The sequence below is a fragment of the Pedobacter sp. 22163 genome (genome assembly GCF_052045595.1).
In the GTDB taxonomy this organism is placed as follows: domain Bacteria; phylum Bacteroidota; class Bacteroidia; order Sphingobacteriales; family Sphingobacteriaceae; genus Pedobacter.
This window is the reverse complement of the sequence record NZ_JBQEPM010000001.1, coordinates 1,004,562-1,026,832: the sequence shown is the minus strand read 5'-3', so window position 1 is coordinate 1,026,832 and position 22,271 is coordinate 1,004,562. Positions and strand designations below refer to the sequence as shown.

Genomic DNA, 22,271 nt, shown 5'->3' with positions numbered 1-22,271 from the left:
TTAGTGCTATGTGCCAGCGAAAAATCGTCATTGCGAGGAGGCCTTTTCAGCCGACAAAGCAATCTTACAACTATCGCTAGTAGCGAGCGCTTTAAGATTGCTTCGTGCCTCGCAATGACGACCATTCTATTGGAGTCTGTCAATGGTAGCGGAGTCGATTGCTTTTAATATATCGAAAAACAAGTCTTCGACTACGCTCTCCACAGGAGTCCTTTGGGCAGACGACATATTAATGATTTATAATAAAATTTAAACAGGCGCTAAAAATCAGAATAAATAATATGAACCTAATTAAAATGAGATATACGCTTACCTTGGTTTTGGCACTTGTTTTTAGTGTTATAAATGCACAAACAACCCCAAAGAAATATCATAAATGGGCATCAACACCGCCTCTTGGTTGGAACAGCTGGGATTGTTTTGGAACAACCGTTACCGAACAGCAAATAAAAGAACAGGCAGATGCGATGGCAAAATACCTTTTACCGAGCGGATACAACTACCTCACAGTGGATATTCAATGGTATGAGCCTGAATCAAAAGGACATGCTTACGACCCGAAGGCGCCACTTACCATGTATAAATATGGCCGCTTAACGCCAGGTTTGAAAAAATTTCCTTCCGCTGCAGATGGAAAAGGTTTCAAACATCTTGCAGATTATGTGCATGCCAAAGGACTGAAATTCGGCATTCATATTATGCGCGGAATTCCTCGTCAGGCTGTTGAAAAAAATACAACGGTACTCGGTACAAACGTAAAGGCGCAGGATATTGCCATTAAAAGTTCTATCTGTGCGTGGAATCCTGATATGTACGGCGTTAATGCCAATAGCCCTGAAGGACAGGCTTATTATAATTCCATCGTGCAGATGTATGCCGACTGGGGAGTGGATTTTATCAAGTGCGACGATATTTCGCGTCCTTATGATGATGTGCAAAAGGCAGAAATTGAGGCGCTTCGCAAAGCAATAGATAAAACCGGGCGGCCTATTCTGTTAAGTTTATCTCCGGGAGCAACGCCGGTTAAAATGGGCGAACATGTTATGAATCATGCCAATATGTGGCGTATCACCGACGATTTTTGGGATAAATGGGGATTGTTGCAAGCTATGTTTGAGCGAATGGACGTGTGGACACCTTTTCGTGGACCCGGCCATTTCCCTGATGCCGATATGTTGCCCATTGGAATTGTTGAATTCAAACGACCGACCCATTTCACTAAAAACGAACAATATACGCTTATGAGCCTTTGGGCTATCGGTCGTTCGCCACTTATTTTTGGTGGAAATATGACCAAGCTTGACGATTTTACCAAGGAAATGCTCACCAATCCCGAAATGCTCAAAGTAAATCAAAATAGCATAAATAACCGCCAGGTGTCGCGCGAAAAGAATCTGATCGTGTGGACGGCCGATGTGCCTAATAGCAAAGATAAGTATGTGGCTCTTTTCAATGCGCAAAGCAAGGGAGAGAATATTGATTTTAACAATGCCGATTATATAAGTCCAATAATTGCAGGTAAAGAAAGTTCGCAAAAGATAGAAGTATCGGTAAAAGATGGTAAAAAACTTGTTCTCTTTGTGAAGGATGGAGGCAACGGGTTTGATTCGGATCATATCGTTTGGGTAGACCCTGTCCTTCACGGGCCCAAAGGCGATTTAAAACTGACTAACCTCAAATGGCTGAGCGCAACCTCGGGCTGGGGAGAGGCGAATGTAAATCGTACCTGCGATAATAACCCAATTATTATAAATAATGAAACACGAGAGGGAATTGGTGCCCATGCAGAATCTGTGATCGTTTATCAATTGCCAGAAGGTTATGATTCTTTTACAGCAACCGGCTACGTTACAAAGGAAATAGGCTCAGTGAATTTTGGCGTTTTGGTTGATAAAGGAAGGTTAGATTTTCCCGACGAGGCCAATGTAAAAGTAAACTTTGATGCTATTAATATAAAAGGCAAAGTAAAAGTGCGCGATTTGTGGAGTCGCAAAGATCTCGGAACTTTTGATGGGAGCTTTGAACGTGAACTGCCACAACATGGGGCCGGACTGTATCGGATAACGCCTTTGCGTTAAGATACTAGCGCTAAGTTATTATGAATTGTCATTTTATACTCCCGCTGATTACGCGGAATACACTGATTTATATGTTCAGCGATGATCACCGAAATCAGCGGGAAAATAGAACCGCCATTTACGATTAACACAACACTAGTTTCCTGCAAAGCATTAGGCCGTTTTAAAGCCTTTTTTAATTTACGCAATAACATATTGATGAATGCTATAATATTTAATAATCCAAATTAATATAACACAACAAAATGAAGGACTTAAGCTCGTGTAAAAAGCAATATCTCATAAAACAGATAGTATTGGTATTCATACTATTGGTATTCATACTATTTATCAGCTTTTTTTCAGGGTATGCACAAAATGGCATCGAAAGAAAACAGTTATTTGATCATGACTGGAAATTTTTTTTAGGTGATACGCCAGAAGCTAAAGCAAATGATTTCAATGATTCGGGTTGGCGTAAACTTGATTTACCGCACGATTGGAGTATCGAAGGAAAAATTCATCCTAAAAATCCTACTGGTCCAAATGGGGCATATCTTCCGTCAGGAATTGGCTGGTATCGTAAAACCTTTCAGGTACCTGATGGCTGGAAGGCAAAAAAAACAGCTGTTTATTTTGAAGGTATTTATATGAATTCGGAAGTTTTTATCAATGGAAAATCGATCGGTGTCTATCCTTATGGCTATTCCTCATTCAGTTACGACCTTACCCCTTATCTGAATTTTGGAAAAGAGAATGTTATTGCCGTGCGTGTCGACAATTCACAACAGTCGAACACCCGCTGGTATAGTGGTTCGGGAATCTATCGCCATGTCTGGATGATTACTACCGAACATGTACATGTGGCACAATGGGGTGTTGACATTTCAACTCCCGAAGTCTCTTCAAAAAAAGCAGCTGTACTGGTGAAAACCAAGGTTAAAAATGAAACAGCCTCTGCCCAAAGCGTTGTTGTAAAAACGCTTCTTTGGAATAAAAACTCAAAAAGTTCCGGAAATGCCCAGGTGAAGGTTGAGCTTCCTGCCAACAGCGAGAAGGAAATCACACAAACCATCCAAGTTTCAAACCCGATGCTGTGGACACCGGAAACACCTTATTTATATCAGGCTCAGGTTCAGGTTCTAAAAGGTAAAAACGTGCTGGAGGATACAAAAACCAATTTTGGTATTCGTTCGATAAAATTTACTGCCGAAAATGGGTTTCAGCTTAACGGGAAAACAGTAAAAATAAACGGTGGCTGCGTACATCACGATAATGGCTGCCTAGGTGCAGCTGCTTTTGACCGTGCCGAAGAGCGTAAAGTTGAACTGCTCAAGGCCGGCGGGTTCAATGCCGTGAGGACTTCTCACAATCCGCCTTCCGAGGCATTTTTGGACGCCTGCGACAGATTGGGCCTTCTCGTAATGGATGAATCTTTCGATTGCTGGAAAATTGGAAAAACCACCTACGATTATGCAAAATATTTCAAGGAGTGGTGGCAACGCGATTTGGAAGCAATGGTATTGCGTGACCGAAACCACCCTTCGGTTTTCATGTGGAGCATCGGTAATGAAATACCTGAGAGAGCAGATCCTGAGGCTGTGAAAACAGCCCAAATGCTATCCGATGCATTAAAAAAAATAGATAATACCCGTCCTGTTACATCCGCAATTGTAGCTAACGGAAAGTGGGAAGTGTTCGATCCGCTGATGGCGGTACACGATGTTGCCGGATATAATTACAACCTGAGTACTGCTCCCGAGGATCATAAAAGAGTGCCTTCGCGTATCATCGTTCAAACCGAATCTTATCCTAAAGATGCTTTTAATAATTGGAAATCGGTACAGGAAAACAATTATGTAATCGGTGATTTTGTTTGGACAGCGATGGATTATTTGGGCGAATCAGGAATTGGCCGTTATTATTATTCGGGAGAAGTTCCCGGCCAGCACTGGGAAAATGACTTCTTCCCTTATCATGGTGCTTATTGTGGTGACATAGATTTGATTGGATGGAGAAAACCTATTTCGCATTACCGAAGTATGTTGTACAACGACGACGAAAAACTCTACATGGCAGTTCGTGAACCTGAACCGAATCCTTTGGAAATTAAAGAGACTATGTGGTCAGTATGGCCAACATGGGAGAGCTGGACCTGGCCTGGTTTTGAAGATAAAACGGTTCAGGTTGAAGTGTATTCCAAATACCCTAAAGTGAGGCTTTACCTTAATAACAAACTGATAGGTGAACAGGCAACTACTATGGGGCAACAATTTAAAGCTACTTTTTCGGTGCCATATGCTGCGGGTTTGCTTAAAGCCGTAGGGGTAGAAGATAATAAAGAAAAGGGATCAGCCATCCTGAAAACTGCTGGCGAGGCTGCAAAAATAAATCTAAGGGCAGACCGGAAAGAGATCTTGGCCAACGGTCAGGATTTATCGTACATCACGATTGAAGTAACCGATAAAGAGGGAACCATTCAACCTAATGCGACCAACCGTTTGCATTTCAAAATCGAAGGTCCGGGCGTAATTGCAGGAGTGGATAATGCTGATCTGAAAGATTTTGAACAATACGAGGGCAATACACGTAAAGCTTGGAAAGGTAAAGCTTTAGTTGTGATAAAGAGCAAACATGAAGCAGGTGATATCAAACTAACGGTTAGCTCGCCTGATTTACCAGCAGAAACTTTAACCATCAAAACAGCCCTTAAGGATTTAAACCACAAGAACTAAGTTCCCATGTTAAAGAAAACTATACCACTGATAATATCAACGCTGCTTATTTCGGTACTGAGTGTAAAACCGCAGGAAGTCAATCGGTTTTTCCCAGAAAAAGACCTGATCACCACAGGAATATATTATTACCCCGAACATTGGAAAGAAAGCCAATGGGAGCGTGATATCAAAAAGATTTCGGATATGGGTTACGAGTTTGTCCACCTTGCAGAATTTGCCTGGTTTAAAATGGAACCTGAAGAAGGAAAGTTTGATTTTACCTGGCTCGATAAGGTGGTGGGTTTATGTGCAAAATATAAGCTTAAGGTGGTCATGTGTACGCCATCTGCCACTACACCCGCGTGGATGCGGGCCAATTATCCAGAAACCTTTATCATGGACGGGCATTATATCCGGGCCGAACATGGCACAAGGGGACTGGCTTCAATCGTTAATTCCAAGTATCGGTTGTTTGTCGAAAAAATTGTAACCGAGATGGGCAGGCGCTATGGGCAGCATAAAAACGTTACCGGATGGCAGCTGGATAATGAGCCCGATGCCAAACCCGATTATAGCTTGTCTTCGCAGGAGGCTTTCAGGCAATGGCTAAAAAGCAGGTACAAAACCATCGATGCTTTAAATAATGCCTGGGGTACAGCTTTCTGGAGCCAATGGTATAACAATTTCGATCAGGTTATGATCCACAACACCAATCTGGTTGGCTGGTGGGGCAACAATCCACATGCCCTGCTCGATTTTAAGCGCTACTGTGCCGATGCGCAGGCCGAATTTCTTGATTTTCAGGCCGGCACATTGCGTGGACTCATATCGAAGCAGCAATATATTACCACTAATTATACCGCGGTTTCTCCAGGTTCTGATCCTGGGCGGACAAAGAAACTCGATTTTGCAGCCTACACTGCTTATCCCAATGGTGGCAGCGATAATATTGGCGAACTGGGATTTAGAATGGGAGATAGCCGGGTCATCCTTTTTGCATCTGAATATTTTAAGCGTGTAGGAGGCGTATCGGGTGTGATGGAAATTCAGCCCGGTCCTGTAAACTGGGGAAGTTACAACCCGCTTCTTTTACCCGGAACAGTACGCATGTGGCTGTACCATACCTTTGCTGCAGGTGGGAAACTTGCCTGTTCTTACCGGTTCAGGCAGATTTTATACAGTGCCGAACAATACCATTCCGGTGTGATACAAACAGATGGGGTAACCCCTTCGCCCGGAGGTGAAGAGTACATCCAGTTCATGAAAGAAATAAAAGAACTAAGAAAGCTGTACCGGCCAGGAGCTAAGGTGCCTGAAAAACTGATAGAACGCTCAACAGCCATTCTCTGGAACCTGGAAAATTACTGGACCATCGACAGGCAAAAACAGACCAACCAGTGGGACACATGGAACTATCCCGTAAAGTTCCTGGAAATGGCAAAATCTTTGGGAGCCCCTGTTGATGTAGTGCCAGAAACTGCTGATCTGTCGAAGTATAAAATGGTAATTGTTCCTGCTTACGAAATGGCCGACGCTGCCCTGGTAAAAAAATGGAATGATTATGTAACCCATGGCGGGCATTTGATTATGACCTGCCGTACAGCAACCAAAAACCGCATGGGGCATTTCTGGGAGGGTAAACTGGCAGCGCCAATTTCGGGCCTTATCGGCGCGCAGATCACGGCAACCGATATGCTTTCAGCTTATGCGAAAGGAGACATCCAGATGGGCTCAGAACACTACAAATGGAATAAATGGGGCGATTTATTGCAGCCCGATCAAAATACCGAAGTTCTTGCAAAGTATGATAACCAGTTTTATAAAGGGAAGGCAGCTGTTGTAAAACACAAAATCGGTAAAGGATCGGTAACCTACATAGGTGTAGCCACAGACGATTCGAAGCTGGAAAAGGATCTGTTACGCGACACTTATACCAGAGCAGGGGCCACTACCGAAAATTATCCGCCAGGTGTTTATGTTTATTGGAGGGATGGGTTTTATATGGCCGTAAATTATTCTTCTGCTGATTATATCATAAGTATTCCTGCAAATTCGAAGATTATTGTTGGAGAAAAAACATTAAAACCCGCTGGTGTATCGGTCTGGAGCGAATAAATGTTGTATTCTGCATATCACTGCACTGGTTAAAGTCCATTATTGATTATTTTGATTGACTTGTTTATCCACTTAATTAATAGTGCTATAACTGGCTTTAAAATGTCTTTAAAATTTTACAATTCTTAAAAGATATCAGGATTTAAATGTAGTTTAGCTAATACTTAAATCCTTATCAATTATAACCATTTAAAGCTACTTTAATCATTGAGGGGTTCTCAGGAATGATTTCTTTATTATAATAAAATATATGTTTCGGTTTTTAGCTTTAATCAGCGCACTCATACTGTGTAATTCTCTTTTTGCGCAGGAAAATGTGTATCAATTTTCCCACCTTGATATTGCTAACGGCTTATCAGACAATCAGGTAAATGCGATATATAAAGACCGTAAAGGATTTATGTGGTTTGGTACCATGGCCGGCCTTAACCGTTATGACGGGCATGAATTCAAGGTATTTAAGCATAGCTCAAAAGATAGTACCAGCATACCAGAGGGTTATATCGTAGATATATTTGAGGGACCGGAGAAACAGTTGTGGATTACCTCTAACAGCGGTTTCAGTATTTACAATCCCTCAACTGAAAAGTTTGAGCGCTTTCAGGACAAACACTTTAAAAAATATAAAATTCCCAGCGGCTATCTTAAGAAGATAAAAGGCAGCAGTAGCGGTATGGTTTATTTCCACGTCGAAAACCGGGGTATTTTTTGCTATGATTCGAAAAGTGGTAAAACCATTGCATTCACCCATAAGAACGGTGAACCAAATTCTTTATACGCAAATGAGATAAGCGATTTTATAGATGATGAAAAAGGTAATTTATGGGTGAGCTATACCAGCGGCGTTCTTGATAAGTTTAACTTAAAGAACCACAAGGTAACAAATAGGTACTTTGCTGTAAACAAGCGGTTTGGTAAGCAGGTAAATTCCTTTAATCTTAATCATGACTCGCAGGGAAATATTTTTATTTACAGTAGGAGTAATCCATTCGGTTTATATTATCTTAATGTGGTAAGTGATCAGTTTAGTTATTTTGGGAAAAAGCAAGATCATTCCGGACTAAGTTCGAACAATGTAAGCCAGGTAATCGAGGGTGATGATGGAAATATCTGGATAGGGACCGATCATGGCGGAATTAATATTTTAGATAAACATACTTACCGGTTAACCTATATTTTAAACAAAGAAGATGACCCGAGAGGGTTAAGTGATAACAGCATAGCTGCTTTGTACAAAGACAAAAATGGTATAGTCTGGATCGGAACCTATAAGAAGGGGATCTGTTACTACCATAAAAGCATATATAAGTTTCCCCGAAATCAGTATTTAACTGGCAAAAACCCAATGAATAAGGATGTTAATTCGTTTGCGGAGGATAATAAGGGGAATTTGTGGATCGGAACAAACGGAGATGGCTTATTGTATTTAAACAGAAGTACCGGCGAGATCAAAACATACCGTAATAATCCAGCAAACAGTAATTCTTTGAGCAGCGATATTGTGGTAAGCCTTAAGCTCGACCGTTCGGGCATTTTATGGATCGGGACTTATTTAGGCGGACTTGATTCTTTTGACGGACAGAAATTCACGAATTTTAGGCATACTGCAGACCCATCCAGTATTTCAGATAACCGTATTTATGATATATTGGAAGATTCTGCCAACAGGTTATGGGTGGGCACCTTAAACGGAGGGCTGGATTTGCTTGACCGGAGCACCGGAAAATTTAAACACTTTAATCCATCAGTTAAAAACACGATAAATGCTTATGTGGTTTCTAGTTTGTACGAAGATAAAAAGAAAAATATCTGGATCGGTACCACAGCAGGGCTGAGTATCCTCAATGCTAAAACCGCTAAGTTTAGCTATTTAAAAAACAATAGCCGGGATACGAACTCCCTGGTACAGGATGTTGTAAACTCGATTATTGAAGATAGCAGACGATGGATTTGGATAGGCACAAGGGAAGGGATAAGCATATATAATCCCTCAACCGGAAAGTTCAATAATTTAAGCGAAGATGTTGGGTTGCCAGAAAACACCGTATTTGAGCTTATTGAGGATGAAGATCACAATATCTGGTACAGTTCCCGCAAAGGGCTTTACAAGATTTCTGTAATTGCTCAAGGGAAAACCTATAAATTCAGCTACAGTAAATACAACAAATCAGACGGGCTGCAGAGTACGCAGTTTAATGTCAATGCTGCTTACAAAACAAAAGCAGGCGAACTGATTTTTGGAGGGCCGAACGGCTTCAATATTTTCAGGGCCGGGCAGATCAAAAATACGGGGTTTCCTTCGGTATTGGTAATGACAGATTTAGAAATGTTTTACCATAAAGTAAAAGTTGGCGAAAGTATTAACGGACATATTATTCTGCCCGAGACAATAGCAGAGCTTAAGAATTTAACACTTACCTATAAGGAGAATATTTTTTCGGTTCAATTTGCGCTGCTCAATTATTTCAATCCCCATAAAGTAATTTACAAGTACAATCTGGAAGGATTCGATAAACGCTGGCTTACGGTTCCGTCGGAAATACGTAAAGCTACTTTTACAAATCTTGATCCAGGGAAATATATACTTAATGTAAAAGCCTTTAATGAAAACGATTCGTCGCTCCTTGCAGAATCGCAACTGAAAATTACCATTCTACCTCCGTTCTGGCGTACAACATGGGCATATATCCTGTACATACTGGCAATCGGCTTTCTATTGTTGTTTATACGCAGCAGGGGCATCAAAAAGTTAAGGGGGGAGTTTGCTTTGGTACAGGAAAGAATCCAGGCCCGGCAATTACGCGAGCAAGACCGCAAAGAGGCAGAAAGGTTACGGGAACTAGACCTGCTAAAAATTAAATTTTTAACCAACCTGAGTCACGAGTTCAGGACACCTATTTCCCTGATCCTGGCTCCCGTAGATAAACTTTTGATCGAATCTAAAGAGAGGGAAAGACACGGTCAGCTGGCCATGATAAAAAGAAATGCAAGGCGGTTATTAAACCTGGTGAACCAACTGCTCGATTTTCGTAAAATGGAAGAGCAGGAACTACGGTTAAATAATAGCGATGGCGAAATTGTTTCCTTTATTAAAGATGCAACAGATTCTTTTTACGATCTGGCAGAACGGAAGCAGATCAGACTTACTTTTAAAAGCACCGTAGAAAACTTATATGTATCATATGATCAGGATAAGATAGAGCGGATCTTGTTCAATTTACTTTCGAACGCATTTAAATTTACACCTACAGGCGGAACGGTAGGTGTTGAGCTACAAATACTGGATGGTAAACCAGCAGATGGCAGGGTTTCATTGGAGTTAAAAGTGATGGACTCAGGGATCGGTATTCCAAAAGATAAACAGGAAAAAATATTCGAACGGTTTTTTCAAAATGAAACTTCTTCTTCCATTCTTAACCAGGGTTCAGGGATAGGTCTTTCCATCACCAAAGAATTTATCAAAATGCATGGGGGCGAAATAGTAGTTGAAAGTGAGCCTGGTTTGGGGAGTTGTTTTACATTATACCTAAATCTTGTACCCGTTGCCATTTCAGGGCAGGAGCAAAAACATCTTGAGGAAGCGGATGTGCCAGATGCCGCACCAGATAAAAAAGAAGCCGACAAGCACCTCCGGGTAAAAAATGCTCCCCTTATTCTGCTGGTTGAGGATAACGAAGATTTTAGGTTTTACCTTAAAGATAACCTGAGGGTTTTTTATAAAATCGAAGAGGCATCAAATGGTAAGGAAGGCTGGCAAAAGGCACTTGCACTGCATCCAGATCTGATTGTTTCCGACATCAGTATGCCTGAAATGAATGGCAATGAGCTTTGCGGGAAATTAAAATCAGACGAAAGGACAAAGCATATACCGATTATTCTTTTAACGGCTTTAACGGGTGAAGAAGAACAGCTAAAAGGGTTAGAAATAGGAGCGAACGATTACATGACCAAACCCTTTAATTTTGAGATTTTACATTCCAAAATCAAGAACCTGCTCACGCTGCATCAAACCTTTAAAAAAACTTATTCCAGACAGGTGAGCATGGCATCGCCAGAAATGGAAATAGAATCCGATGATGTGAAATTCCTGAACACCGCATTGCTTTACATTGAAGACAATCTCCATAAGCCTCAATTATCAGTAGAAGATCTGAGCAAACATATGGTAATCAGTAGGGTATCGTTATACAGAAAGTGTTTACGGGTTACCGGTAAAACCCCTGTTGATTTTATCAGGTCTGTTAAACTCGAGAAAGCGGCGGTTTTATTGGAGAAAAGTAGTAAAACCATTTCTGAAATCTGTTATATGGTCGGTTTTAGTACCCCTAACTATTTTGCAAAGGCATTCAGGGAAAAATATCAGGTACTTCCTTCAGAATATAGAGCACAAAAAAGGGATTCAGATTAAAAAACTCCTTGTGCCTTTCGGACAAGATAAATTGATTGATGCTATTGAAATTAAATAAAAACACAGCTGTGTTTCGGTTCAATGTTATTATGTTAATCCATTATGCACAAGCAAAAATAATTTAACCACAGATATAAAGGATGTACACAGATATGAAAATCTGTGTTTATCAGTGTGCATCTGTGGCTAAAAGCGCTTAACTTAACAACATTGGTGTTGCGGCTTGAGTAATATTATAATTCATTCTGCAAAAGCAAAAATAATTTAACCCCAGATATAAAGGATGTACACAGATATGAAAGTCTGTGTTTATCTGCGTGCATCTGTGGCTAAAAGCGCTTAAATTAACAACATTGGTGTTGCGGCTTGAGTAATATTATAATTCATTCTGCACAAGCAAAAATAATTTAACCACAGATATGAAAATCTGTGTTTATCTGTGTGCATCAGTGGTTAAAATCCCTTAATCTAACGCCATTAGTTTTGCGACTTGAGTAATATTAATTCTTGATACACTAAATGACTTAATAATAATCGTTGTTTTAACGTTTATTATTTATATTTGTGAAAGACCAAATATAAAACGCATGAAAAGAATAATATCAGTATTGCTTTTACTTTGTTCAATGTTCACAATTGATCAAACTTACGCACAGCAGAATTTTAAGAATTGGGCGAAGACTCCTCCAATGGGTTGGAATAGCTGGGACTGTTACGGCTCTTCAGTTACAGAAGCCGAAGTAAAAGCCAATGCCGATTACATGGCTTCCAGATTGAAATCTTTCGGATGGGAATATATCGTTGTAGATATCCGCTGGTTTGTTGAAAATGATAAAGCAGGGGGATATAACCAAACGGATCCAAAATATGTAATTGACAAATTTGGCCGTTATCTGCCTGCCTTGAACCGGTTCCCCTCAGCAGCAGACGGACAGGGCTTTAAAAATCTGGCAAAATATATACATGCTAAAGGATTAAAATTTGGGATTCATATTATGCGCGGCATCCCTACGCTCGCTGTTAAAGAAAAGATGCCGATTAAGGGTGCAAAATATACTGCCGATCAGATCTATAGTACTGCTTTGCAATGTAAATGGCTTACAGATAATTATACGATAGATGCTGCAAAACCCGGTGCCCAGGAATATTATGATTCAATAATGGAACTTTACGCCAGTTGGGGTGTCGATTTTATTAAAGTAGATGATCTCTCCCGTCCGTATCATCAGGGAGAAATAGAGCTCATCAGAAAAGCAATTGATAAAACCGGTCGCCCGATTGTGCTGAGCACTTCACCAGGCGAAACGCCGATAGAAAAAGCAGAACACGTTCAGCAACATGCAAATATGTGGAGAATGGTGGATGATGTATGGGATACCTGGCCACATATTACGCACTTGATTAATGTTGCCCAGCCGTGGGCGCCGTATATTAAACCCGGAACCTGGCCTGATTGCGATATGATTCCTTTGGGTAGAATTTCCATTCGGGGGGAAAGGGGCGGCGACCGTGCGAGCAGATTGACCAAGGATGAGCAGCAAGTGCTGATGACCTTCTTCACCATATTCCGCTCACCCCTGATGTTTGGTGGTGATATGCCGAGCCTGGATCCCTTTACCACTTCGCTGCTTACCAATAAAGCTGTGCTTAAAATGCATAGGGAGAGTACGGATGTGAAATTTCTCTTTAACGATCGCAAGAAAGTTGCGGTAACATCAACGAATGCAAAAACCGGGCAACATTATCTCGCCCTGTTCAATCTTTCTGATGAACCAGACCCAAGGGAAATTTCTGTAAAACCCTCGGATTTAGGGATAACTAAAATAGCTAAAGTTACCGATAGCTGGACAGGAAAAGTTGTTCAGAATGATGGAAAACAAATAACCGTAAATCTTAAACCACATAGCTGTGTTTTGTATGAAATTAAGTAAGCTATCTATAGTGCTGGTGTTTCTGCTGTTTAGCAAAATTTCATTTGCAACAGCACCAACGCAGCATGCTGCAGCTGATTCTGTTTACCTGTTTTCGTACGGGAATGATGGATTACGGTTTGCATGGAGCGATGACCGAAATAATTGGACACCTGTTGGAACAGGACAGGTTTACCTTCGCTCAGACTTTGGCCGCTGGGGATCAGATAAAAAAATGTTTGCTCCATATGTGATTCAGGGTCGTGGGGGAGTTTGGCAATGTGTATGGAGCTTAAATGACCGGGTAAGGCAGTTTGCCCATGCTCAGACAAGAAATCTGATTGACTGGGGGCCACAAGGTTATCCGTTTTTGGAAAAAGGTAAGAATATCCTTCGTCCTGTAATTAGTTACCATAAAGATCTCGACATTTATCAGATTGTATACACAGATAGCGAGGGCGCCTATTTTCAGACAGAAACAAAAGACTTCAAAACCTATAGTCCGGCAAAGGAGGTATCCCTCTCTGCCTATAAAAGCAATACCATCACCACTACCATTCAAAACAATACGGTAAGTGGGCAGTTGCACCGTGTTAAATGGACGGTGGTTGAAGCGTTGAATAAAACTGCGGAGCTCAGGAATTTCAAGGCGCGCCAAGATGCGGAGACAACCAAAGAAGATCCGGTGCGTTTTGCAAACTTAACAACGCCGGAATTGCATATTTCAGCGGAGCCTGAAAAGGCTAAAGCGATCAGTAAGCTGTTAACAGGGATATTTTTCGAAGATATCAACTATTCAGCAGATGGTGGACTGTATGGCGAACTGATTCAAAATCGTGACTTCGAATATCAGCCATCAGATAAAGAAAACCATGATACAAAATGGAACAGCAACCATTCCTGGACATTCAAAGGTAAGGAAGGGGATTTTGCAATTCGAACTGAGCAGCCACTACATCCAAATAACCCACACTACGCGGCACTAAATTTAACGGTCGATGGTAGTTCATTATCGAATGCTGGTTATGACGGAATTGCAATAAAAAAGGGGGAAAATTACCTCTTCTCCAGTTTTGTCCGGGTTCCAGTAGGAAAGAAGTCGTTTGAAGTAAGGCTCGTTAGTGAAAAATATGGCTTGCTTTCGAAAGGATTGATCACTTGCAGTTCAAAATCCTGGAAGGAAATAAAGATGACGCTTAAATCATCGGCTTCAGCCTCTGATGTGAGCTTGCAATTGTGGCCGTTACAAAATGGCCGTATCGATCTCGACATGATTTCACTATTCCCCCAAAACACCTTCAAAAATCGACGAAATGGACTTCGAGCAGACCTCGCAGATACAATTGCAGCGATAAAACCACGTTTTGTGCGTTTCCCCGGTGGATGTGTGGCCCATGGAGATGGGATCCATAACATTTACAGATGGAAAAATACAATCGGGGCCTTACAGGCCCGGGTTCCAGACCGCAATTTATGGGGCTATCATCAGAGTATGGGGCTGGGGTACTTTGAGTACCTTCAGTTTTGTGAAGATATAGGCGCAACGCCAGTACCTGTTATTGCAGCAGGAGTACCTTGCCAAAACTCGGGAGCCAATGGAGGCGGGCAGCAGGGCGGAATCCCAATGGCAGATATGCCTGCATATATTCAGGATATTATCGATTTGGTTGAATACTGTAACGGAGCCACCAGTACAAAATGGGGGAAGGAACGTGCAGCAGCAGGACATCCGAAACCATTTAATTTAAAATATATCGGTATTGGCAATGAAGACCAGATAACAGATGTCTTTCGTGAGCATTTCGCCATGATCTATAAAGCACTTAAAAAAGCACACCCTGAAATAACCATTATTGGAACTTCAGGGCCATTTTTTGAAGGCACAGATTATGAGGAAGGTTGGGCCCTTGCCAATGAAATGAAGGTAGACATGATAGATGAACATTATTATCGTCCACCAGGCTGGTTTATAAACAATCAGGATTTTTATGACAAATATGACCGCAGTAAATCAAAGGTTTATCTGGGCGAGTATGCAGCAAGCCTCCCAGGGGGAAATAGGACAAACCTGGAAACCGCTTTATCCGAAGCGCTGTATCTCACCTCCCTGGAGCGCAATGGAGATGTGGTATCAATGGCTTCTTATGCGCCATTGTTAGCAAAGGAAAAACATACGCAGTGGAATCCTGATCTGATCTACTTTAACAATACAGAAGTTAAGCCTACCATTGGATATTATGTGCAACAGCTTTATGGTCAAAACGTAGGAGATGAATTCATTCCTGCACGGGTTGAATTTTCAGTGAAGAGAGAAGATGTAATTAAGCGGGTGGCATACTCAATTACCCGTGACCAAAAATCAGGAAAATTATTCATCAAAATTGTAAATATGCTTCCAGTCGCAGTCAAGACTAATATTGATCTGTCTAGGTTAAGTTCAGTAAACAAACAAGTAATTAAAAAAGAACTATCAGGTCTTCCGGGTGATTACAAAATCCAGCCTGTAAAAACAACTATGGATTTTTCGAATCTTAAATCTTTCGAACTAAAACCTTATTCCTTTACCGTATTTGAACTGTAAAATCCAATAAAAGCACTCGCATCCGATAGTTATCGGATGACGAGTGGTTATAGCGAGCGCATTAAACCCCTATCCGCCTATCGGCACCTTTCCCCTGAAAGGGAAAGGGCTAAAAAACAAATAACCGCACCCTTCAGTGTGCGCCATGCTATCGGCCTAGCAAATTTTATTAGTAAGAATCAGGTCCAAAGATCTCTCCACTGCGGTCGAGATGACGACCCAACCTGCCCCCTCATGGTTTCAGCGCAATCAATCTACGGATGCCTGTCTCTGCCCTCTACAATATGCGCCATGCAATCTGCACCCTGCTATCCGGCATAGCAGATTTTCGCAGGAAAAAGCATGGAAATCTGTCCAGTTTCCCTCATTATCCCACAGCCCAAGGCAGGATCAAGCGGATGTGCTGGGATAAGCCAAGGTAAGAGCCTCGATACTGCCACAATTAAGATTTCCGTAGGTTTTTACAAGAATTGCGTAGCAATCTTTTATACCTATGAAAAACAATATTATCACATAAAAAACGGTGCAAGCCTTTCAGTTATGCCTTTGTGTTGGTTGTTTTTAACGGCAGGCATGCTTTCGCTGCGCTCAGGTTTGGTTACCTTTTTATCAAGAAACCTGCGAAGCAAGCTTGAAGGCCAATAAAACATATACACAACTGAAAAAAGGTAAGAGCCCCTCGGCGGCGGTGAGCCGAGGCAAGGCCGAGCCTAAGGCAAAGATGGCGACCGCTCTAAATTAGCTTCGCTGAGCACTCCAAGTTCCCGCCTGCGCGAGAAAGACGACGGATTATAGCGCGCCTTAAATCGGATACAAATGTTTCCAATTCAAATGCTATTATTTAGCAAAAAAGGGTTTTTAGCTGCCGATATAAAGCTTTTGCAACATTTTTAGCGGAAATTGAAAGATCTGATCTATTCTAAAACGTATCCCTGACTTAACTTCGATGTTAATAACCAATTATCCAGAAGAAGCTTATTCAGGCCTCTTATTTAATATGAGAAATGCAAAGAAAGGGAGTCAGGTGGTATCCACACAAAAGGCTAAAATTTTCCGGTAATGGTACAGGTGCATCGTGTTATAGTGTATACTATTGATAAGTTATGAACCAGTCAGTAGCCCAATTTAAAAATAATGCAAACCAACACACTTAATTAACCAAATATTATACAGATAAGCATGAATTTATATTCTTATTTTTTCATTGCCTGTGCATCGGCCTTTTGTTTCACGGGCGGCTCGGCTATTGCACAGGAGACCAAAGTTGAGCCAATAATCATTAAGGTTGAACGCAATATCCTGCTCAGGAGCTTTATCGATCTTGATAGTGCTAAACGGGTTACGCATGCCATCAGCATAGGTAGTCCGCTGCAAGTGCATTATACCTACGACGCCGACAATGGCCAATTGGTACTATTGTGGAAAGGAGGATTTCTGGATGCGACACCAATGTGGCATGATCGGGGCGATGGTTCTTCGCGGCCACTTGGAAGAGCAATCCAGGTTGGCAATGCCATACCCCAGATTCAGCAGTTAGCAACACTACAAAGTGAGTTTAAAAAAGACACAGTAGGCTCGGGCTTCAAACCAAAGGGCTATACACTAGATGCATCCGGTCTGCCAGTGTTTAAATACCGCACCTACGGATTGAGTGTTAAGGATATGACCAGGGTGATTGATGGAGGCCAGGGCATTCGGCGTGAAATTGATTCAGAAGGAAGTACCAATGACTTATACCTGTGTCTCGCCAAAGCAAACGTCATCGAACAGAAAGATGGCAAATATATTATCGCAGACCAAGCTTATTCCATTACGGTTGCAGATGAAGCCGCATTGAAGCCTATTATCAGAACCATACAGGGAAGCCAGGAACTCCTGGTTCCATTTCAGGGTAAGATCATTTACTCCATTCTTTTTAACCAATAGCCAGATGAATATTTATTCCAATTATTATAAAAACGGTATTTCGTGCCTGTTAACAATGACATTTATATTGATGTCAATAAGCTGCTTTGCTCAGGCGGAATCTCCAAAGGAAGAAGATTATTTTAAGATCATGAAAGTGCCCGCTCCCGAAGGAACAATCCTCGAAGTAGGCGGACTCTGTACATTGCCTAACGGCGATCTGGGTGTAACTACCAGGAGGGGTGATGTTTTCATTGTGAAAAATCCGTCTTCACTGAAACCAACATTTCAAAAATTTGCTTCAGGCCTTCATGAAGTACTGGGACTTGCCTATAAAGACGGATCATTTTATTGTGTTCAGCGAGGGGAGCTGACCAAAATGACAGATACAGACAACGATGGAGTGGCCGATGATTTTGAAACCATATACGCTTGGCCATTGTCTGGAAATTACCATGAGTATAGTTTTGGCCCAAAGCTAGCTGCCGATGGATCTTTTTTTGTAACGCTGAATCTTGGATTTCCGCCCACCTGGTGGAATCCGACAAGTATGGTTCCGTGGAGGGGCTGGGCACTCCATATTTTTGAAGACGGAAGAGTAGAGCCTTGGGCTGCAGGTATGCGCTCGCCTTGCGGAATTAGTATGATTGATGATCAGCTTTTTTATACTGATAATCAAGGCGATTGGGTTGGCTCCGGAAGTATCATGCAAGTGAAAAAAGGCGCATTTATGGGGCATCCGGCCAGCTTGGTGTGGGCTAATCTGCCACAGTCTTCAATAAAACTGACCACAGAACAGTTCTTTGCCAAGAATGAGACAAAGATGATTTACGACCGAAAGGGAAACAGTGTAAAGCCAGAGAACGATGTGAATGCAAAGGTGGTAACCGAGATGGATATGAAGAAGAACTTTCCTGAACTGCAAATACCCGCGGTGTGGCTGCCTCACGGAATTCTGGGTATTTCAAATTCTGAGATAGTAAAAATTCCTCAAGGCTCCTTTGGCCCTTTTGCTGGCCAGCTTCTGGTAGGTGATCAGGGACAGAGCATGGTTAGCCGTGTGTTTATGGAAAAAATAAATGGAGAATATCAGGGGGCAGCATGGCCTTTCAGAAGTGGGTTTCAATCGGGTATAGTGCGTCTGGCCTGGGGGAAAGATGGATCATTGTTCGCCGGCGAGACTAACAGGGGATGGGGTTCGGCCGGTGAGGCCACAGAAGGGATCCAGCGACTAGTTTGGAACAACAAAATTCCTTTTGAAATGCGCAGTATCAAAGCCATGCCTGATGGGTTTGAAATAGCGTTCACCAAACCTGTTGATAAAAAATACGCATTAGATCTTGCTTCCTATTCTGTGGTAAGCTTTATTTATAAATACCATAGTGTGTATGGAAGTCCGCCGGTAAATAGCCAAAAATGTAATGTAAAGGGCGTTCGCGTTTCAGCTGATGGCCTCACTGCCCGAATTATTGTAGCCGGCCTCCGCAAAGGATATATTCACAACATTACTTTGGATGGTATTCGATCACAAGAGAACTACTATAGTCTGGTACATCCAACAGCATATTATACTTTAAATAATATTCCGGAAGGGAAAGCGCTTAGCCTTGCAGAAGTAAGTACCAAAAATTCGTCCTCAGCTAAAACGCTGCCTTTGGCACAAAGCAAAAAGTCTTCATCAGTAGTGAAAACATCAGTAGTGAAAATTCCAACTTATGAGCAGGTGAAAGGGCTGCTAACTAAAAATACTTGCCTGGCCTGCCACAACCCGGATAAACGACAAGTTGGCCCTTCTTTTAAAGAGATTTCCACCAAAAAGTATACGGTCGAGGAGCTAACAAGCCTGATTTATACGCCTAAACCAGAGCATTGGCCGGGTTACTCCACGCCGATGCCGCCAATGACCAATGTTCCAAAAGATGAGGTTACAAAAATTGCGACCTGGATCAAATCATTAAATAAATAATACATCAATAGCTAAAGAAAATCAATCAATAATATGAAACGATCAATATTAATTGTTGGGATACTCGTAATAAATGCACTGCTCGCTCAGGCACAGCAACCTGCTAAGCCAGAAGATACGGACGTATGGACCCCGGTACCCGCAAAGGTAAGTCCGGCTAAGGTGCCTGGAGGAGCGCCTTCAGATGCTATATTTCTTTTTAAAGGAAAAGACCTGGATCAGTGGGTAAACGCCAGCGATGCTGCTTCAGCAAAAAAATGGAAGTTAGCTGATGGGATCATGACAGTAGATAAATCTGTGGGTGATCTCCAGACAAAAGAAAAGTTTATGGATTTTCAGCTTCACATTGAATACAGGATTCCAGAAAATATAAGCGGGAGTGGCCAGGGCCGGGGTAACAGCGGTATTTTTCTGGCTGCTCTTCCCTGGGGTGCGGGTGGATACGAATTGCAGGTGCTGGACAATTACGACAATAAAACCTATGTAAACGGGCAGGCTGGTAGTCTCTACAAACAATCGCCACCGATGGTAAATGCCTGTTTAAAACCAGGAGAGTGGCAAACCTATGATGTAGCCTGGACAGCTCCCCGGTTTAACGATGACGGTTCTATAAAGTCACCGGCTGTAGCGACAGTTTTTCACAATGGCATTCTCGTGCAGAATGCGACCATACTCAAAGGAGACACCCCTTATATTGGCCAGCCAACCTACAGAAAACATGGTGCCTCACCAATTAAATTACAGAGTCATGGAGATAAAAGTGAACCGATCAGCTACCGCAATATCTGGTTGAGGAAATTGTAGCAAGCGCTCCTCTGTTGATCGATTCTTTAATAGCAACCAATTATATACCTATATGAAAACAGTAAATTATCTTTTCGGCATCGTAGTCATCCCTATGTTTACGAGGTGCCACAAGCAAAAACTCGGAAGTCTGGCCAGGAAACAGTCTTTTGTAAAAGCAGTGAATGCTGGTTACCCAGGCGTATGTCGACCTGGCTAAAAAAAGCGGTTTCAACGCCATTCGAATTTCTTGTAGTAAAAAAAGCCTTCGACAATTTGAGGGTTGTGAAAAAATAAATTTTAATCTAACCAAAATGAAAAATATTATAAATATAAAAAATAGAAGTCAGGGGATACTTTTAGGTTTCCTGATCGTTATCGCTTCATTCTCCTCATCCTGTAAGAAGTCGGAAGCTGCAGCAGCGCTGGAAGCTTCTCCATTGGATATTAAAAAGATTACACAAGTAGGTTTATATCCAACATATAATTTATCGCCAAAGGCACCCGATGCAACCGGTATGAGCAGTACGGCTGTACAATTGGCGGCAAAAATGCATTTGGGAATAAATTTTGGCAATACCATGGAATCACCAAAAGAAGGTGAGTGGCAGAATAGTAAACTGACCGAATCGTATGTGAAATTTGTAAAGCAAATGGGGTTCAATACGGTACGGATTCCCTGTAACTGGAATTGGACACATTTAAGTGATCCTGGTAAAGTAGAAATTGATAAGGTGTGGCTTAATCGTGTGAAAGAAGTAGTTGGATGGTGTGTTGCTAATGATATGTATGTGATGCTGAATACACATGGAGATAATGGCTGGCTCGAAAATAATGTCAGTGCGGAAAAACAAGAGGAAATTAATGCGAGACTAAAAGCACTTTGGGAGCAGATTGCTACAACCATGCGTGATTTTGATGAACACCTTATTTTTGCCGGTACGAATGAACCTGCGGTTCAAAATGCTGAGCAGATGGCCATTCTCAATAGTTATCACGAAACATTCATCAAGGCGGTTCGTTCTACGGGCGGCAGGAACAGTTTCCGTGTGCTGGTTGTGCAGGGGCCCAGCACAGACCCTACTAAAACTTTTACTTTGATGAATACGATGCCAAAAGACGAAATTGCTAATAAGTTGATGGTCGAGGTACATGACTATACACCTGCTACATTTACGATACTAACGGATGGAGATGTAAGTTGGGGCAAAATGGCTTACTACTGGGGAAAAGGGAATCATTCTACTATAGAGCCAGAACGCAATGCTACCTATGGAGAAGAGAATGTGATCGATACTGAATTCAAAAATATTAAACAGAAGTTTGTTGATAAAGGAATCCCTGTGATGCTGGGTGAATATGCAGCCTGGAGAAGGAATGCGATTAACAACCCGAATTATCTTCCTAAGGATCTGGCTATGCACAACAAGTCTGTAAATGACTGGACATATTATCTGACCAAACAGGCTAAAGCGAATGGTATTCTGCCATTCTATTGGGAGATAGGTTTTATGTTAGACAGAGCTAATAATGTGGTAAAGGATCAGTCTATGTTAGATGCCATTATTGCAGGATCTAAGTAAATAGTAAGAGATAGTATAACTAAACAGAAATGCTTTTTCTAGAGGTTCATGCTTAGCATTGAATTTAAAAAGAGGTTGTATCATAAAGGGGATTTTAGCCCAGACGCTGTCATGTTGAGCTGTCGAAACACCTTAAAGCGTATTTAAACAGGTCCTTCGACAAGCTCTCCATAGGAGTCTTATGGACAGGATGACAAAATCTATATTTATGATATAACCTCTTATTATATATGGTTATCTAACTGA

The 22,271-nt window shown here is 41.7% G+C and carries 11 protein-coding genes; all 11 read left to right on the top strand.

From position 1 onward, the window contains the following. Nucleotides 1-281 precede the first annotated feature (281 nt). The 11 genes from ACTJKN_RS04210 (at nt 282) to ACTJKN_RS04160 (ending at nt 22,025) form a co-directional block, all read left to right on the top strand. A complete protein-coding gene (locus tag ACTJKN_RS04210; RefSeq protein ID WP_440822929.1) occupies nt 282-2,078 on the top strand; it encodes an NPCBM/NEW2 domain-containing protein in 1,797 nt (598 codons plus the stop codon). 245 nt (nt 2,079-2,323) lie between these two features. Next, nucleotides 2,324-4,792, top strand: coding sequence for a sugar-binding domain-containing protein (locus ACTJKN_RS04205; RefSeq protein ID WP_440822927.1), 2,469 nt, complete (start codon nt 2,324-2,326; stop codon nt 4,790-4,792). A 6-nt stretch (nt 4,793-4,798) separates the two neighbouring features. Continuing rightward, nucleotides 4,799-6,889, top strand: coding sequence for a beta-galactosidase (locus ACTJKN_RS04200; protein ID WP_440822925.1), 2,091 nt, complete (start codon nt 4,799-4,801; stop codon nt 6,887-6,889). Nucleotides 6,890-7,139: 250 nt separating this feature from the next. Further along, nucleotides 7,140-11,297 (top strand): two-component regulator propeller domain-containing protein, encoded by a 4,158-nt coding sequence (locus ACTJKN_RS04195; protein WP_440822923.1) that lies wholly within the window; start codon nt 7,140-7,142, stop codon nt 11,295-11,297. 587 nt (nt 11,298-11,884) lie between these two features. Then, nucleotides 11,885-13,228, top strand: coding sequence for a glycoside hydrolase family 27 protein (locus ACTJKN_RS04190; protein ID WP_440822921.1), 1,344 nt, complete (start codon nt 11,885-11,887; stop codon nt 13,226-13,228). Beyond that, the gene (locus ACTJKN_RS04185) at nt 13,215-15,788 is read left to right on the top strand and encodes an alpha-L-arabinofuranosidase C-terminal domain-containing protein (protein ID WP_440822920.1); all 2,574 of its coding nucleotides are present in this window, start codon (nt 13,215-13,217) and stop codon (nt 15,786-15,788) included. The genes ACTJKN_RS04190 and ACTJKN_RS04185 overlap by 14 nt, the downstream gene beginning before the upstream one ends. A 342-nt stretch (nt 15,789-16,130) precedes the next feature. Then, a complete protein-coding gene (locus tag ACTJKN_RS04180; RefSeq protein ID WP_440822918.1) occupies nt 16,131-16,433 on the top strand; it encodes a hypothetical protein in 303 nt (100 codons plus the stop codon). 534 nt (nt 16,434-16,967) lie between these two features. Further along, a complete protein-coding gene (locus ACTJKN_RS04175) occupies nt 16,968-17,714 on the top strand; it encodes a hypothetical protein (protein WP_440822916.1) in 747 nt (248 codons plus the stop codon). Nucleotides 17,715-17,718: 4 nt separating this feature from the next. Beyond that, nucleotides 17,719-19,659 carry a c-type cytochrome gene (locus ACTJKN_RS04170; RefSeq protein ID WP_440822915.1) on the top strand — a complete coding sequence of 647 codons (1,941 nt, stop codon included), beginning with the start codon at nt 17,719-17,721 and terminating at the stop codon, nt 19,657-19,659. A 33-nt stretch (nt 19,660-19,692) separates the two neighbouring features. Further along, complete coding sequence (locus ACTJKN_RS04165) at nt 19,693-20,463, top strand: 3-keto-disaccharide hydrolase (RefSeq protein ID WP_440822914.1); 771 nt, start codon at nt 19,693-19,695, stop codon at nt 20,461-20,463. A gap of 293 nt (nt 20,464-20,756) precedes the next feature. Continuing rightward, complete coding sequence (locus ACTJKN_RS04160; RefSeq protein ID WP_440822913.1) at nt 20,757-22,025, top strand: glycoside hydrolase family 5 protein; 1,269 nt, start codon at nt 20,757-20,759, stop codon at nt 22,023-22,025. Nucleotides 22,026-22,271: the final 246 nt, after the last annotated feature.

What these genes read in the sequence shown, in the direction of transcription:
- ACTJKN_RS04195 (WP_440822923.1), top strand. Translation starts at nt 7,140, where the DNA reads ATGTTTCGGTTTTTAGCTTTAATCAGCGCACTCATACTGTGTAATTCT.
- ACTJKN_RS04180 (WP_440822918.1), top strand. Translation starts at nt 16,131, where the DNA reads ATGGAAATCTGTCCAGTTTCCCTCATTATCCCACAGCCCAAGGCAGGA.
- ACTJKN_RS04185 (WP_440822920.1), top strand. Translation starts at nt 13,215, where the DNA reads ATGAAATTAAGTAAGCTATCTATAGTGCTGGTGTTTCTGCTGTTTAGC.
- ACTJKN_RS04160 (WP_440822913.1), top strand. Translation starts at nt 20,757, where the DNA reads ATGAAAAATATTATAAATATAAAAAATAGAAGTCAGGGGATACTTTTA.
- ACTJKN_RS04210 (WP_440822929.1), top strand. Translation starts at nt 282, where the DNA reads ATGAACCTAATTAAAATGAGATATACGCTTACCTTGGTTTTGGCACTT.
- ACTJKN_RS04165 (WP_440822914.1), top strand. Translation starts at nt 19,693, where the DNA reads ATGAAACGATCAATATTAATTGTTGGGATACTCGTAATAAATGCACTG.
- ACTJKN_RS04205 (WP_440822927.1), top strand. Translation starts at nt 2,324, where the DNA reads ATGAAGGACTTAAGCTCGTGTAAAAAGCAATATCTCATAAAACAGATA.
- ACTJKN_RS04175 (WP_440822916.1), top strand. Translation starts at nt 16,968, where the DNA reads ATGAATTTATATTCTTATTTTTTCATTGCCTGTGCATCGGCCTTTTGT.
- ACTJKN_RS04170 (WP_440822915.1), top strand. Translation starts at nt 17,719, where the DNA reads ATGAATATTTATTCCAATTATTATAAAAACGGTATTTCGTGCCTGTTA.
- ACTJKN_RS04200 (WP_440822925.1), top strand. Translation starts at nt 4,799, where the DNA reads ATGTTAAAGAAAACTATACCACTGATAATATCAACGCTGCTTATTTCG.
- ACTJKN_RS04190 (WP_440822921.1), top strand. Translation starts at nt 11,885, where the DNA reads ATGAAAAGAATAATATCAGTATTGCTTTTACTTTGTTCAATGTTCACA.